At 69.7% G+C, this 14,305-nt stretch carries 14 protein-coding genes and 1 pseudogene; 7 read left to right on the top strand and 8 right to left on the bottom strand.

Annotated features, from left to right (window positions below):
- Positions 1–24: 24 nt before the first annotated feature.
- Entirely contained in the window at positions 25–252 is a 228-nt protein-coding gene (locus ACT4MF_RS04495; RefSeq protein ID WP_444681861.1) for a DUF7543 family protein, read from the bottom strand.
- Positions 253–341: 89 nt separating this feature from the next.
- Positions 342–485: a hypothetical protein gene (locus ACT4MF_RS04490; protein WP_180271725.1), complete on the bottom strand. Its 144-nt coding sequence runs from the start codon at positions 483–485 to the stop codon at positions 342–344.
- Between the two features lie 96 nt (positions 486–581).
- Between ACT4MF_RS04490 and ACT4MF_RS04485 the strand changes: the two genes are divergently transcribed.
- The 3 genes from ACT4MF_RS04485 (at position 582) to ACT4MF_RS04475 (ending at position 2,807) form a co-directional block, all read left to right on the top strand.
- On the top strand, positions 582–1,691 hold the full coding sequence (locus tag ACT4MF_RS04485; RefSeq protein ID WP_444681860.1) for an aminopeptidase P family protein: 1,110 nt from the start codon (positions 582–584) through the stop codon (positions 1,689–1,691).
- A 239-nt stretch (positions 1,692–1,930) separates the two neighbouring features.
- Positions 1,931–2,218, top strand: a complete 288-nt coding sequence (locus ACT4MF_RS04480) for a DUF5789 family protein (RefSeq protein WP_099254542.1) — start codon at positions 1,931–1,933, stop codon at positions 2,216–2,218.
- A gap of 142 nt (positions 2,219–2,360) precedes the next feature.
- Positions 2,361–2,807, top strand: coding sequence for a DUF302 domain-containing protein (locus ACT4MF_RS04475; protein ID WP_444681859.1), 447 nt, complete (start codon positions 2,361–2,363; stop codon positions 2,805–2,807).
- 159 nt (positions 2,808–2,966) lie between these two features.
- Here the strand turns inward: ACT4MF_RS04475 and ACT4MF_RS04470 are convergent.
- A pseudogene (locus ACT4MF_RS04470) lies at positions 2,967–3,436 on the bottom strand (cation:proton antiporter); the annotation flags it as partial.
- Positions 3,437–3,640: 204 nt separating this feature from the next.
- Here ACT4MF_RS04470 and ACT4MF_RS04465 point away from each other — a divergent pair.
- From ACT4MF_RS04465 to ACT4MF_RS04455, 3 genes are all read left to right on the top strand, one after another.
- Positions 3,641–3,949, top strand: a complete 309-nt coding sequence (locus ACT4MF_RS04465) for a DUF7562 family protein (protein ID WP_099256184.1) — start codon at positions 3,641–3,643, stop codon at positions 3,947–3,949.
- Between the two features lie 123 nt (positions 3,950–4,072).
- Positions 4,073–5,374: a ribonuclease catalytic domain-containing protein gene (locus ACT4MF_RS04460; RefSeq protein WP_099256183.1), complete on the top strand. Its 1,302-nt coding sequence runs from the start codon at positions 4,073–4,075 to the stop codon at positions 5,372–5,374.
- An 88-nt stretch (positions 5,375–5,462) separates the two neighbouring features.
- Positions 5,463–6,842, top strand: a complete 1,380-nt coding sequence (locus ACT4MF_RS04455) for an MmgE/PrpD family protein (RefSeq protein ID WP_444681858.1) — start codon at positions 5,463–5,465, stop codon at positions 6,840–6,842.
- A gap of 57 nt (positions 6,843–6,899) precedes the next feature.
- On the opposite strand, the gene ACT4MF_RS04450 is transcribed toward ACT4MF_RS04455, so the two are convergent.
- From ACT4MF_RS04450 to ACT4MF_RS04440, 3 genes are all read right to left on the bottom strand, one after another.
- A complete protein-coding gene (locus ACT4MF_RS04450) occupies positions 6,900–7,352 on the bottom strand; it encodes a universal stress protein (protein WP_444681857.1) in 453 nt (150 codons plus the stop codon).
- 47 nt (positions 7,353–7,399) lie between these two features.
- Complete coding sequence (locus ACT4MF_RS04445) at positions 7,400–8,710, bottom strand: MFS transporter (RefSeq protein ID WP_444681856.1); 1,311 nt, start codon at positions 8,708–8,710, stop codon at positions 7,400–7,402.
- Between the two features lie 86 nt (positions 8,711–8,796).
- Complete coding sequence (locus ACT4MF_RS04440) at positions 8,797–9,990, bottom strand: MFS transporter (RefSeq protein WP_099256179.1); 1,194 nt, start codon at positions 9,988–9,990, stop codon at positions 8,797–8,799.
- A 154-nt stretch (positions 9,991–10,144) separates the two neighbouring features.
- Between ACT4MF_RS04440 and ACT4MF_RS04435 the strand changes: the two genes are divergently transcribed.
- Positions 10,145–11,347 (top strand): acyl-CoA dehydrogenase family protein, encoded by a 1,203-nt coding sequence (locus tag ACT4MF_RS04435; RefSeq protein ID WP_099256178.1) that lies wholly within the window; start codon positions 10,145–10,147, stop codon positions 11,345–11,347.
- Positions 11,348–11,408: 61 nt separating this feature from the next.
- Here the strand turns inward: ACT4MF_RS04435 and ACT4MF_RS04430 are convergent, their stop codons facing one another.
- Both ACT4MF_RS04430 and ACT4MF_RS04425 read right to left on the bottom strand, forming a co-directional pair.
- The gene (locus ACT4MF_RS04430) at positions 11,409–11,867 is read right to left on the bottom strand and encodes a pyridoxamine 5'-phosphate oxidase family protein (protein ID WP_099256177.1); all 459 of its coding nucleotides are present in this window, start codon (positions 11,865–11,867) and stop codon (positions 11,409–11,411) included.
- Positions 11,868–11,951: 84 nt separating this feature from the next.
- On the bottom strand, positions 11,952–14,279 hold the full coding sequence (locus ACT4MF_RS04425) for a TRAP transporter permease (protein ID WP_099256176.1): 2,328 nt from the start codon (positions 14,277–14,279) through the stop codon (positions 11,952–11,954).
- Positions 14,280–14,305 lie beyond the last annotated feature (26 nt).

Genomic DNA, 14,305 nt, shown 5'->3' with positions numbered 1-14,305 from the left:
GACGCTCCCTGTCGACGCCTCTGGTTACTCGACGTCGCGCTCCTCGCGCCACGTCGCCGCGCGCTCGAGTGCGGCCTCGCGGTCGTCGAACCGCTCGCGCTCGTAGGCCGACTCGTCGGCGGCCTGCTCCATCACGTCGAGGCGGGCGACGAACCCGCCGTCGCCGCGCTCGCGGATCCGGACCGTCGCGTAGTCGTCGGAGCGCTCCCACTCGGTGATCACGTCGTCTTCTCGTCCCAGTGACCAGGGCATACCGGAGAGCGCGCGCGACGCGGCTAAAGCGGCGCGGTTCGGCGTCGGGGGTGTGCGGCCTCGGGAGCGGCGTCTCGACGGCGGCGTGATCAGTTCCCGTCGTCCGTCGGCGCCGTCGCGTGCGAACAGACCGGACAGACGGCGTAGCCGAGGGCGTCGTACGGCACCGACGCCGACGGAGCGGTCACGTCGCACTCGGGACAGTCGAACGTCGACTCGGTCTGACTGCTCATACATCATCGTGCGGGTGCTTCGCATATCGTTATGAGGCGCTTGCCGCCCGCTCAACGAGTGCCTACTTATAAGCGGTCGGCGGGACGAAGGCGACCGTGACCGAAGACGTCCACGCGGAACGGCGCGAGCGCGCGGCGGCACGACTCCGGGGCGTCGGCGCCGACGGACTCGTCTGTTTCCCCAGCCGGAACCTCCAGTATCTCACCGGCTTCGTCGAGGAGCCGGGCGAGCGACACCTCTTCCTCGTCGTGCCCGCCGCCGGCGAGCCGACCCTGTTCGTCCCCGCTCTCTACGAGACGCAAGTCCGGGAGGCGACCACCGTCGACGCGGTGCGGACGTGGGCCGACGGCGACGACCCGGCCGCCGCGGTCCGGGAGCTGCTCGGCGACCTCGGGCTCCGCGAGGGGCGCTTGCTCGTCGACGACACGATGTGGGCGACGTTCGCGCAGGACCTCCGGGACGCCGCGCCCGACGCCGAGTGGGGGCTCGCGAGCGAGGCGCTCGCCGCCCTCCGCGTCCGGAAGGACGCGGCCGAGATCGACGCGCTGCGCGCGGCCGCGGTCGCCGCCGACGAGGCCGTCCGGGACCTCCGCGACCTCGGCGCCGACGCGGTCGGGATGACCGAACGCGCCCTCGCCGACCGGATCGCCGACCGGCTGGCCGCGCACGGCGGCGAGGGGGTCTCCTTCGAGACGATCGTCGGCGCGGGGCCGAACGGGGCGAAGCCCCACCACGGGCACGGCGACCGAGAGATCCGGGCGGGAGAGCCCGTCGTGCTCGACTTCGGCACTCGAGTCGACGGCTACCCCTCGGACCAGACCCGGACCCTCGTCTTCGACGGCGAGCCGCCGGCCGAGTACCGGCGCGTCCACGAGACCGTCCGCGAGGCGCAGGCCGCGGCGGTCGCGGCGGTCGAACCGGGCGTCGCCGCCGAGGCGGTCGACCGGGCCGCACGCGAGGTCATCGAGGACGCCGGCTACGGGGACGCGTTCGTCCACCGCACCGGCCACGGGGTCGGGCTCGACGTCCACGAGGAGCCGTACGTCGTGGCCGGCAACGACCGGGAGCTACAGCCGGGGATGGTCTTCTCTGTGGAGCCGGGGGTCTACCTCGACGGGCGGTTCGGCTGCCGGATCGAGGACCTCGTCGTCGTCACCGAGGACGGGTGCGAGCGGCTGAACGGCACCGACCGCGGCTGGCGGTGAGACGCGTCAAAACGGACGGGGGTCGGGGGAATCAGTGCGTGCCGTCGCGGCACGACATCGCGGGAGTCGTGTGCGCGATCCCGCCTGACAGTTGTCGCCGGATCGTATAACCACACCACCGAATTGTTTCGGGTGCACCGCCTCGACCGCGGGCCGGCCCCTCCCGGTGCGGCGCCGAATCGCCCCGCACCTTGGCTCGCATCGAAACCATTAGTGTCGCCGGAGCGAAAGCGCGGGGTATGAGCGACAACGACGAGGCCGAAGCGGAGGAGCCGGCCGTCGAGCTTGGCGAGGGGCCGGACGTGGCGGGCGAGCCGATCGCCCGCGTCGCGTCCCGTCTCACGTGGCCCGCGAAGCGCAGCGACTTGCGCGCCCAGGAGGGCGACGCGACGATCCGGACGCCGGAGGGCGCCCGCGACCTCGACGACGTGCTCGCGGCGTCGGAGGTCCCGCTGTTCGAGGGCCGAGGCGAGTTCGTGACCGAGGTCGAGGAGATAATCGGTTCCGGTCCAGTCGCGACCGAGTAGCCGTCCGCCGTTTCTCGCCTCTCTCTGCTTCGTTCGTCTCCCTGCTCCGTCTCTCTCCCTGCTCCGCCCTCCTCCCCGCGTCCGGTCCGTCTCCCTTCCCGTCCGTCGCGAGGTTTTTGTCCGGGCGACACGGACTCGGCGTATGGCGATTCCCTTCGACCCGCACGAGCTCGATCCCGAGGAGTACGGCGAGACGCAGACCACGCTCGAAACCGACCACGAGTCGGCGATCGAGCGCGTCCGCGAGGTGTGTCTCGACGCGGGGTTCGGGATTCCCGTCGAGTTCTCCCCGTCGGAGATGCTCAACGAGAAGGCCGATGCGGGCCGCGATCCGTACTACGTCCTCGGCGCCTGCAACCCCGAGATGGCCGACCGCGCGCTCGACGCGACCGAGGGGCGGATGGGCGCGCTGTTCCCGTGTAACATGGTCATCCGGCAGGAGTCGCCGAACGAGCAGGTCGTCTACCACGTCTCGATCATGAAGGTCGCGCGGCTCCTCGGGCTCCCGACCGACGACGAGGAGATGGACGCGATCATCGCCGACACCGGCGAGCTGGTCGACGCCGTGTTCGAAGCGCTGGAAGCGTAGACGACTACTCCACCGCCGACGGTTTTCACGACCACCCAGCAGCGACGGCAGTTACTCTAACCCGACCGGGGCGGTGAGCGGTGCCGTGTGGTCGGGGGAGATCCGGATCCGTTCGTCCCCCCCACCGTCTCCGCGCTCGATTGCGTCCGCCCCACCCGATTACGCCCGAGCGCCCGCGCCGTCGTCTCCGCCTCGATCCAGCCACGAGGTCGCGGCCGACTCGAACGCCCCGGAGTACTGCATCAGCGCCGTCCCGAGGATAGCCATCACGATACGTAGCCGACCGCGAAGGCGTTGATCCTCGCCGCGAGCGCCGGGTCGAACGCGCCGGCCTCCCCGGCGGTCACGGCGACCGTCGCGATGATCAGCGAGAACTCGCCGCGGGTCGCCATCCCGAGCGCGACGCGGGCCGACCGGCGGGCGTCCAGATCGAACGCGCGCCCGGCGAGGAAGCCGGTGACGAGCTTCGTCGGCGTCGTCACGACTACCGCGAGCGCGATCAGGGCCGCCACGCCGCCGAACAGCAGCGGGCCGGTGATGAGCCCGATCCAGAAGAAGAACACCGCCGCGAAGGTGTCGCGAACGGGTTCGAGCAGCGCCTCGATCTCGTGGGCGTACTCCGTCGAGGCGGACACGATCCGAGCTCGAGGAGGTACTCAGCCACCGCCGTCCACCTCCTCGCTGGCCGGGAGAGCCGCGCCGTGCTGGCCGCTCATCCGGTGAGGATCTCCTCGAACGCCTCGCAGTTCTCCGGCGTGCCGACCCCCTCGGGGCGTCCGACGGACGTCTGCCGCGCACCAAACGCTAAGTACGCCCGGTCCGACGTGGCCAGTATGTGGCGCTCCCGGAAGAGCCGGGACCGGCGGACGGTGGTCTGCATCGCGTGCGGCGATTCGGTGCTGCGCGAGGACGCGCGCGAGTACGACAAGGAGGGCGACCGCTGGAACCGGCGCGACAAGGAGTTCGAGTACCTCTGTACCGACTGTGACGACGAGATCTGTCACCAGCCGCGGAACGGGCTCGAATCGCTGATCCTCTCGATCGAGTCGGACGGGCTCTCTCGCGAGGAGTTCCTCGACCGCTACGCCGACGCCGTCGCCGACGACGGCGAGTCGCCCGGCCGCTCCGAGCGCGACCGGTGACGCGATCGGGTACGGTGGTTCGGGGGCGCGGGACGCGGAGAACGACCTCCTCTCGGTCCCGATCTGATGTCCCCACCCCTTCGCCCCGACAGGCCTTTCTAACGGACACGCGTTGGTCACCGTATGCCAGACGATGAGCCGAAACCGGGGTCCGCGGAGGACCAGGGTCCCGTGACGATCACGCCGGAGTTGGCCGACCGCCTCGCCGAGAAGCGGACGGATCTGTTCGAGGAGTTCGAGATCCGCGACGAGTTCCCGAGGGAGGTCATCCGCGAGGCTGAGGCGCGGACCGAGGACGTGTACGCGGAGATCGAAGCCGAAATCGACGAGCGCGAGGACCTCCGCGACCTGACGACGTGGACCACCGACCCCGTCGACGCGCAGGACTTCGACGACGCCATCTCGATCAAGCGAGAGGAGGGGGCCTATCGGCTGTGGGTCCACATCGCCGACGTGACCCACTACGTCACCCCGGAGACGGCGATGTGGGAGGAAGCGGTCCAGCGAGCCAACACCGTCTACCTGCCCGACTACACGATCCACATGCTCCCGCCGGTGCTCGCCGAGACGGTCTGCTCGCTCGTGCCGAACGAGGACCGCCTCGCGCACACCGTGGAGATGGAGATCGACGACGAGACCCTCTCGTTCGAGGACATCGACATCTACAAATCCGTCATCAACTCCGACGAGCGGCTCACGTACAAGGAGTGTGAAAACCGGCTGGAGGACCCCTCGCTCCCGCTCGGCGAGGAGAACGAGCTCGCCTTCGAGCTCGCCGACCGCATGCACGAACAGCGCAAGGAGGACGGCTCGCTCGTCCTCAACCCCCGCCGCGACCGCGCGCACACCATCATCGAGGAGTCGATGCTGAAGGCGAACAAGGCGGTCACGCACACGCTGATGTGGGACCGCGGCGTCGAGGCGATGTACCGCGTCCACCCGCAGCCGACGCCGGACCAGTGGAGCGAGGCGCTCAAAGAGATCCAGGAGCTCGACGGCGTCTCGATCCCCGGCGACGCGTGGGGCGACGACCCGCGGAAGGCGGTCAACGCCGCCTTGGAGGAGTCGCCCGGGCGCCAGCTCAACAAGATCCAGCGGGCCGTGCTGAAGGTGATGCCCCGCGCGAAGTATATGAACGACCCGTTCGGCGGCCACCACGCGCTCAACTTCGACATCTACGGCCACTTCACCTCGCCCATCCGGCGGCTCTCGGACACGATCAACCACTGGATCGTCCACGAGAACGACGTGCCGGAGAACCTCATCGAGCTGTGCGACCACGCCAGCGACAAGCAGAAGGACGGCGAGACCGTCGAGCGGCTCTACAAGCAGTTCCTCCAGGAGGTCGGGCTCGACCCCCACGCCGTCAACAACCGCGGCGTCGAGGTCGTCGACGATCCCGCGGAAGCGAAGCACACGGCCTGACCGAACGTCCTGTCGCTTTTTCGCCCGTCCCCCCCTTCCCTCCTGCCGTCAGCCGAACCTTGATGCGGTCCGCCGTTCACCCACCGACATGGTAACCGACCGCATCGTCGCCCACTGCGAGACCGTCGACGGCGACCGCCCGGACCTGCCGGCGCACCTGCTGGACTGGTTCGCCGTCGCGATCGGCGGCGCGGCCCACGCGGACTCCTCGCCCGCGATCCGCGACGGGATCGACCGGATCGCGGGGCCGACCCCCGACCCGGCGACGGACGAGACGGCCACCGTCCTCCCGACCGGCGAACTGATGACGCCCGCGGACGCCGCGTTCGCGAACGGCGCGCTCGCGCACAGCCTCGACTTCGACGACACGCACCTCCCCTCCTCGCTCCATCCGGGTGCGCCGACGATCGCGGCCGCGCTCGCGGCCGCCGAGGCGGCCGACGCCGACATCGAGCGGTTCCGCGCGGCCGTCGCCGCCGGCTACGACGTCGCCTGCACCGTCGGCGAGGCGGTCGGGCCCGACTCCCACTACGACCGCGGCTTCCACGTGACCGCCACCTGCGGGACCTTCGGCGCGGTCGCGGCCGCGGGCGTGGCGCGCGGACTCGACGCCGAGGCGCTCCGGAACGCCCTCGGGATCGCCGGGAGTCAGGCGGCGGGCTCCCTCCAGTTCCTCGCGAACGGCGCGTGGAACAAGCGGCTCCACCCCGGACTCGCCGCCCGCCGCGCGATCGAAGCGACGGACCTGGCGGCCGCCGGCGTCGTCGGCGCGGCCGACCCCCTCGACGGCGAGCACGGCTTCCTCACCGGGTACAGCGACGACCCGAACCCCGCGGCGTTCGACCGGCTCGGCGAGCGCGACGCGATCGCGGAGACGGGGCGCAAGCCGTACCCCTGTTGCCGGTATCTCCACTCCGCGATCGACGGCCTGCGCGAGATCGCGCCCGCCGTCGACCCCGCGGCCGTGGAGTCGATCCGGATCGCGATTCCGAGCGCCGGCGTCAGGCTCACCGGCGACCCCATCGAGGCGAAGCGCCGCCCCGAGAGCTTCGTCGACTGCCAGTTCTCGGCGCCGTTCGCCGCCGCACTCGTCCTCACCGAGGGGTCGGCCGGCGCCGAGCCGTTCCTCCGGGCAGTCGGTCGGTTCGACGACCCGCCGCGCTGGGACGATCCGGCGATGCGCCGGCTGATGGACGCCACGAGCGTGACGACCGACGAGGCGATCGAGCGCCGGTTCCCCGAGGAGTGGGGCGCCGAAGTGGCCGTGACCGCCGCGGGCGAGACCCACGAGCGGTCCATGAGCGTCCCGCTCGGCGAGCCCGAGAAGCCGATGTCCGACGCCGACACGCGGGCGAAGGCCGAGGGGCTGCTCGCCGGGACCGCCGTCGACGCCGATCGCCTGACGGCGGTGGTCGAGTCGCTCGAGGAGCGGTCGGTCGCGGAGCTGGTGGACGCGGCGACGGCGTGAAAAGCGGTCGGTCGCTCGACGACCCCGCGGTCGCCGGGGGCGCTCCTCGGCGGAGCGTTACTCGTCTTCGCTCGGCTTCCCGACGATAACCGGTTGGTCGGCGTTGAGCAGGATGGTCTGGCTGACGCTGCCGAACAGCGCCTTCCCGACCGGCGAGCGCTTGCGCATCCCGATCACGATCGCCTCCACGTCTCGGTCGGCGGCGACCGTGAGGATCGCCTCGGCGGCGTCGCCGACGTGAAGCTCCCGATTGTGGGCGATTCCGAGCTCGTCGAGCCGCGCCTCGACATCGGTGAGCGAGTCCGGGATTCCGCGGAGCTCCTCGATCGACTCGTTGATGTCGTCGATGACGGTCGATCCGGCCTCGTCGGCCGGCGCGTCGACGGACTCGTACACGTGCAACAGCGTGACTTCGATCTCCGCCGGATCGGCGGGGAGCGATTCGAGGATGTCCACCTGCGAGAGCGCGCGCTTCGACTCGATGTCGACCGGCAACAGGACGTGGTACATACTCCACGATTTCTCGCGGGCTCCCTTAAAAGCGACCGTCGCCACAATCAGTCCTGCCGCGTCGCAAACCGCGTGACTGCGGCAGCCGAGAGCGCGCCCATGGCGGCGATCCCCGCGAGGACGACGAACAGCTCGCGCGGGCCGGCCCGAGTGAGGACCGTGCCCGCGAGCGCGGCGCCCAGCGAGCCGACGCCGAAGATCCCGAGGTACGTGTACCCGAACGAAATCCCGCGGGCCTCGCTCGGCGAATAGGCCGCCACCGTCGCCTGCGAGAGCGGCTGGACGGTGAACAGCGCGACGCCGAGCGCGAGCGAGGCTGCGATGAACGTCGCCGTGGTCCTGCCGGCGGGTACGAACAGGAGCGCGAGCACCGACAGCACACTCATCAACACCAGCAGCCCTCGCTCCGGCGGCATGCGGTCGGCGATCCGCCCGCCGAGGTACTGCCCGAACACGCCGACGGTGAGGACCGCCACGTACAGGTACCGCCCCACGTCGAACTCGTCGGCGTACGGGCTCTCGGGGTCGATGAGCTGTACGTCGATCAGGCCGCCGAGCACGTCGCTGAGGAGCTCCGGGAGGAACGTGAGAAAGGTCCGGTAGTAGAGCCCGCTGAACGTGACGAACGCGAACACGATCAGGAAGCCGCCGGCGAGCAACACGCGGGTGTCGTCGGCGATCGTCGAGACCGACACCTCGCCTTTCGCGTCGCCCGCGTCCCCCGCGTCCCCGCCGGCGCCCGCGTCCACGTCTCCACCGCCCCTGCCGCCGTCGCCGTCGGCCGCCACCGCAGTTTGGTCGGGCATCGCGGCGTCGACGTCGACGGTCGCCCCGTAGGCGGCGACGACGACCACGGGCGCCGTGAGCGCGGCCGCGACGATCCGCCAGTCGAACGCCAACAGCAGGAGCGCGGTCGCCAGCGGCCCCAGCGCGATCCCGAGGTTCCCGCCGATCCCGTGATAGCCGAGCGCGGTCCCCCGCTGCTCGACCGCCTTCGAGATCAGCGACAGCCCCGCGGGGTGATAGACGCTGGCAGTGACGCCCCACGCGCCGATCGCGACCGCGAGGGTGAGGAGGTTCGGCGCGACGCTCACGAGCAGAAACGAGCCGGCCATGCCGGCGAGACACGCGAGGATGAGCGGCTTCGATCCGAAGCGGTCGACCAGGATCCCGCCGGGGAGCGCGCCGACGCCGAACAGTCCGTACCCCACCGTCACGACGAGCCCGAGTGCGGCCGCAGTCGTCGAGAACTCCCCGATCCACACGGTCAGCAGAATGGGGATCGACAGCTCGTAGGTGTGGACGAGTCCGTGAGACCCGGCGGTGAACGCCACGATCCGTCGTTCGGCAGAGTCCATTGCCGGTTGGTTCTCCACCGGTTATGATAGGTCCGGGGGTACCTGCCGCGGTTGCCGCGAGACGCGGCCGAGCCCCGCGCTCCCGATCACTCCGCCATCGCCGTCTCCCCGACGGGCGGGTCCGACCGGATGACGGTGACGACGAGGACGGCGGCGACGACACACACGCCGGAGAGCAGCGTCCAACTCGCTCGGTAATCGAAGGTGTCCGCGAGATAGCCGAAGGCCGGCGGCGCGAACAGCGCTCCCGAAGTCAACGCGACCTGGCACCCCGCGGTCGCGCTCCCCATCTGGTCGGCGGGGACGAGCGTCGCCATACAGGAGTAGTAGACGCCCGTGAACCCGAGGACGAAGAAGCCGAGCGCGGCGAACGCGATCCCGGCGTTCGAGGGGGTCGAGGTCCGCGCGACGACGAGGAACAGGACCGCGCTGGCGACCGTCTGCACGAAGAGAATTCCGCCGATCCTGGTCTGCGGGTCGCCGGGGAGGTGGTCGGAGAGCCAGCCGCCGAGCAGCCGTCCGCCGCTCCCGAACAGCTGGACGATCGCGAGCACGACGCCGCTGAACGCGACCGACGCGCCGATCGACTCCTCGACGTAGAGCACGGTGTACCCCGTGGTCGTGAACAGCGCGGCGCCGAGGAAGAGGCCGGAGACGACCAACAGCACGTACGGGCGGTTCGACGCCAACCCGCGGAGGTCCGGGCGGCTGCTCGTGCCGCCGCCCTCGCCGCGGTAGAAGAGGTAGAAGACGCCCGCGACGACGACGCCGACCGCCGCGGCGATGAGGAACCCGATCTCCCAGAAGAAGTAGCCGGCGAGCCCGGTGACGAGCAGCGCGCTGATCCCGCTGCCGCCGGTGACGCCGACCTGCTTGATACCCATCGCGGTGTTCTGGCGACCGGGGGCGACGCTGTCGTACACCGCCTTGTTCGTTCCGGGCATCGCGGTGCTGTACACCGAGCCGAGCAGGAAGACGGCCGCCAGGAGCAGCGCGTACGTCGGCGCCCCGGCGACGAGCACCATCCCGGCGGCGAGCCCGACGAGCCCGAGCGAGAGCGTCCGCCGCTCGCCGAACCGGTCCGTGATCGCGCCCACCGGCAGCAGGAATATCGCGTAGCCGAGGGTGAGCGTGGTGACGACGATGCCTACCCTGAACCGCGAGAGCCCGAACTCGTCACGGAAGAAGGGAGTCGCCGCGAAGACGGTGTAGTAACAGATGCTCGCCGACACTTGCCACAACGTGACCAGCGACACCGTCCGCCAGTAGGCGCGATCCATTCACCGTCAGCCACCACAGCCCGATCCATAAGCGGTCCGCTCTCGGCAATCGACGGCCGTCGGGGCGGGGGATTCGCGGGACTGCACGCCACCGATCCGAGCACGGTTCGCCACGACGCGAATCCTTATTGGATGGGGCGATCCACGTCCGCGCATGCCACGAGACTGGCGGGACTCGGTCGACCTCACCGAACGACAGGCGCTCGTTCGGCGGAGCATCCGGGATCTCTGTTCGGAGTTCGACGACGAGTATTGGCGTGAGCGCGACCGCACGGCGACCTATCCGCAGGAGTTCGTCGATCGGCTCGCCGCCGACGGCTGGCTCGGGATGCTGATCCCCGAGGAGTACGGCGGCGTCGGGATGTCGACCAGCGAGGCGGTCGTGATGATGGAGGAGATCGCGGCGAGCGGCGGCGGCTTCGCGGCGCCGCAGTCGATCCACGGCGGGATCTACAACTCCGTCCCGATCGTAAAATACGCCGACGAGGAGCTGAAGGAGGAGCTGCTCCCGAAGGTCGCCGCGGGCGAGGAGACGATCCAGGCGTTCGGGCTGACCGAACCGAACGCGGGTTCCGACTCCACGGCGATGGAGACCAGGGCGGAACGCGAGGGCGACGAGTACGTGATCAACGGCGAGAAGGTGTGGATCTCACGCGTGGAGGACAGCGACTACCTCGTGTTGATGGCGCGGACGACCCCCCGCGAGGAGGTCGACAAGCGGACCCGCGGCATCTCGATGATCCTCGTCGACCTCGAGGACGCCTACGCGGACGGGTTGGAGATCGAGCGCATCCCCAAGTCGGCGAGCCGGGCGGTCCACTCCTACCAGCTCTACTTCGACGACGTACACGTGCCGGCCCGGAACCTCATCGGCGAGGAGGGGCAGGGGTTCTACCAGGTGCTCGACGGACTCAACGAGGAGCGGCTGGTGATCGCCGCGGAGTGTCTCGGGCTCGGCGAGACCGCGCTGGAAAGCGGGATCGATTACGCCAACGAGCGCGAGGTGTTCGGCGGACCGATCGGCGCCAACCAGGCGATCCAACACCCGCTCGCGGAGGCGTACGCCGACCTGCTCGCGGCGAAGAAGGTGATCTACGACGCCGCCGACCGCCTCGACGACCTCGACCGGACCGAGGCCGGCGCCGAGGCGAACGTCGCGAAGTACCTCGCGGCCGAGGCCGCGTTCGAGGCGGCCGACGCCGCGGTCCAGACCCACGGCGGGTTCGGCGTCGCTCGCGAGTACGACGTGGAGCGGTACTTCCGCGAGGCGCGGCTGACCCGCCTCGTCCCGGTGACCCAACAGCTCGCGCTCAACTACCTCGGCGAGCGCGTGCTCGGGCTTCCGCGGTCGTACTGATCCCGTCGTTTCGGACGGCCTGACCGCAGCACGCGCTCCGATTTCCGCACCTCGCCGTCCGCTAGCGTTCCCTCCCGGGCGGCGCCGGGTACGACTGACCGCGGGCGACGACCGTCTCGGGGTCGAATCTGACGAGCCGGTAGCCGTCGGGATCGATGTCGCCGAACATCGCCGGCCACTCGCTCCGGTCCTCACCGAGGTACTTCTGAAACAACCGATCGGCCCGGCTCTCGTCGTACGGGTCCAGCGTCGCGGTCCCGCGCATTCCAACGTGCTCGACCCGGCCCGTGCGCGGATCGTAGTCGACGACGGCGACCGCCGACTCCGGGTACCGCCGGACCCGGTCCGGGTACGACCGGTCGCGTAGCCGCGCTACGTTCCAGATCGCCCCGTCATCCCAGAGGAACCACAGCGGCGAGAGCCGGGGACCGCCCTCGGAGCGCTGCCCGAGGAAACAGAACAGCGGCCGAGCGAGGAACTCGTCGAGGTCGCCGTCGAGGGTGTTCTCCACAATCTCCATACGTGCCCGTACCGCTCCGGGTCTCTTAGAAGTGGGCTCGGGCACCGGTCGCGGTCCGAAAGCGCTGCGGGAGTGTTCCGCGCGTTAGCGCTTCCGCCCGGAGAGCATCCCGGTCGCCCCGCGGATCGTGGCGATCGGGTTCGGCCGCCCGACCACGGTCTGTAAGACGTACAGCGCCCCGACGGCGGCGAGCGAGCCGACCTGCACGATCTGCATCGGGTGGACCATCGCCAGCACGCCGGCGACGAAGAAGGCCACGCGGAGCCCGTACGTCTGTCCGCGGCCGAAGACGAACTGGTAGTTGATCCCGTGGATTATCGCTATCGATCCGAACAGCGCGAGGAGGCCGGCCGACAGCGAGGCGTAGTTGAACGAGCCGGAGACGAGCTCCGGGTGGTAGACGAAGGCGAAGGGGAGGATGAACAGGGGCGCGGAGATGCGCAGCGCCTCCTTACAGCTTCCCCAGAACCCGCCGCCGGAGATCCCGCAGGTGACCGCGACGCAGGTCGCGATCGGCGGCGTGAGCCCGGCCAGAATCGCGGCGTAGAACACGAAGAAGTGCGCCGCGAACTCGGGGACGGCGAACTGGCTGATCAGCGTCGGTGCGACCAGGAGCGCGACGACCGTGTACGCGGCGGTCGTCGGCATACCGAGCCCGAGCAGGATACAGATGATCATCGCCAGCACGAACGCGATGATCGGGACGCCGCCCGACAGGTCGAGCAGCGTGAGCGAGATCGCCGTCGGCACGCCGGTCGCCATCAGGATGTCGACCACGCCGTTGATCGCCGCCAGAATGATCGTCACCGGCGCGACGACGATAACCCCCTCGCGGAAGCCGTCCACGGTCTGCTCGAGGGTTCCGACGAACGCCTCCTTCCGGCTCTCACCGTCGAGGGTCGCCTGCACCAGCGGAATCGCGATCCCGAAGGCGATCATCGACACCGCCGTGTACAGCGCGGCGGTCATCACGGTGTACTGCAACACGCCGAGCACGTAGATCAGGATCGCCAGCGGAACCCCGTACTTCACCGACTCCAACACCATCTCCCGGCGGGTCATCGACTCCTGGAACACGTTGCTCATCTCCGGATCGTCGATCTGCGGGGCCGCCACGTAGTGGACCGCCATGACGATCGAGACGACGAGCACGGCCGCCGGGATCAGCCCGGCGATGATCACGTCGACGTAGGTGACCCCCGTGATCAGCGACGCCATGATGAACGCCCCCGCGCCCATCACGGGCGGGAGCACCTGTCCGGAGGTGGAGGCGACCGCCTCGATACCTCCGGCCGTCTCGGGTTTGACACCGTTCTTCTTCATCAGCGGGATGGTGAACGAGCCGGTCATCCCGGCGTTCGCGGTCTGGCTCCCGTTGACGGAGCCGATGACCGCGCTCGCGATGACGGCCGTCTGGGCGATCCCGGAGTCGACGTACTTCGCCGACCGGACCGCCAGCCGAAGGATGAGGTTGAACGCACCGTACGCCTTCAGCAGTCCGGCGTACAGCAGGAACAAGGCGATCCACGCCGCCACGAGCCGAGTGAGGAACCCGTAGAACCCGTCGACGCTCACGACGAGGATCCGCAGGATGCGGGACGGCGAGAGCCCACCGTGGCTCAGCGCGCCGGGCATGGCCGGACCGGCGAGCCCGTACGCGATCCCGGCGAGAACGACGACGAGGAACGTCATCCCGAACGACCGCCACGTCAGGTAGATCATCGCCAGCGTGAACAGGAACGCCATCCCGATCTGCGGGTCGGTCGCCCGCCCGACGGTGTCGATCGCGACCTGCTGGTAGTTCAAGAAGAGGTACGCGCTCGTCGCCACGGTGATGAGCCCCGACACGACGAGGAGCCCGACTTCGATCCAGTTCCGCTCGATGAGCGGGTCGTCCAGCTCCGACACCACGTACAGCCCGAGGATGCACCCGAGGAACGCGACCGCGTACTGGCCGCGGGGCATCTGCTGGGTGTACGAGTACCACATCACGATCAGCCAGAACGGCATCGAGTAGGAGATGAGCGCCATCCGGAGCCGCTCTTCGATCCCCCGCCCGTATCTGAGGATCAGCGCCGTGATACCGGCGACGCCGACGATGCCGGCGATGCCGATGACCGTCGTCGACGTGTCTTCGATCAGCGTCGCGAGCGCCGCGGGGTCGTCGGACAGCAGGGCAGGAAGCGCCTCCCCGTACGCCCCTGCGAAGAAGTTCGGCAGGATGACCGTCGGGACGAAGATGACGAGGATCCAGAACGGAAGCGAAAGCAGATACAGCCAGAGCTGCTTGGTACCGCGGGAGCCCGGAGCGAGGTCGAGCGACTCCTCGTCGTCGAGAATGCTCTCATCCGGTACGGCCGCTGAGTCTGGCGGGTCGGTCGGATCGGTCGAGTCGTCGGGGGATGTTGCCATTCGTCGGAAAGGGAAGGGGTGGTCGC

The sequence above is a fragment of the Halorubrum sp. FL23 genome (assembly GCF_052439115.2).
GTDB lineage: Archaea > Halobacteriota > Halobacteria > Halobacteriales > Haloferacaceae > Halorubrum > Halorubrum persicum.
Note: the sequence above shows the minus strand (reverse complement) of the source record. Positions and strands in the feature narration are given on the sequence as shown.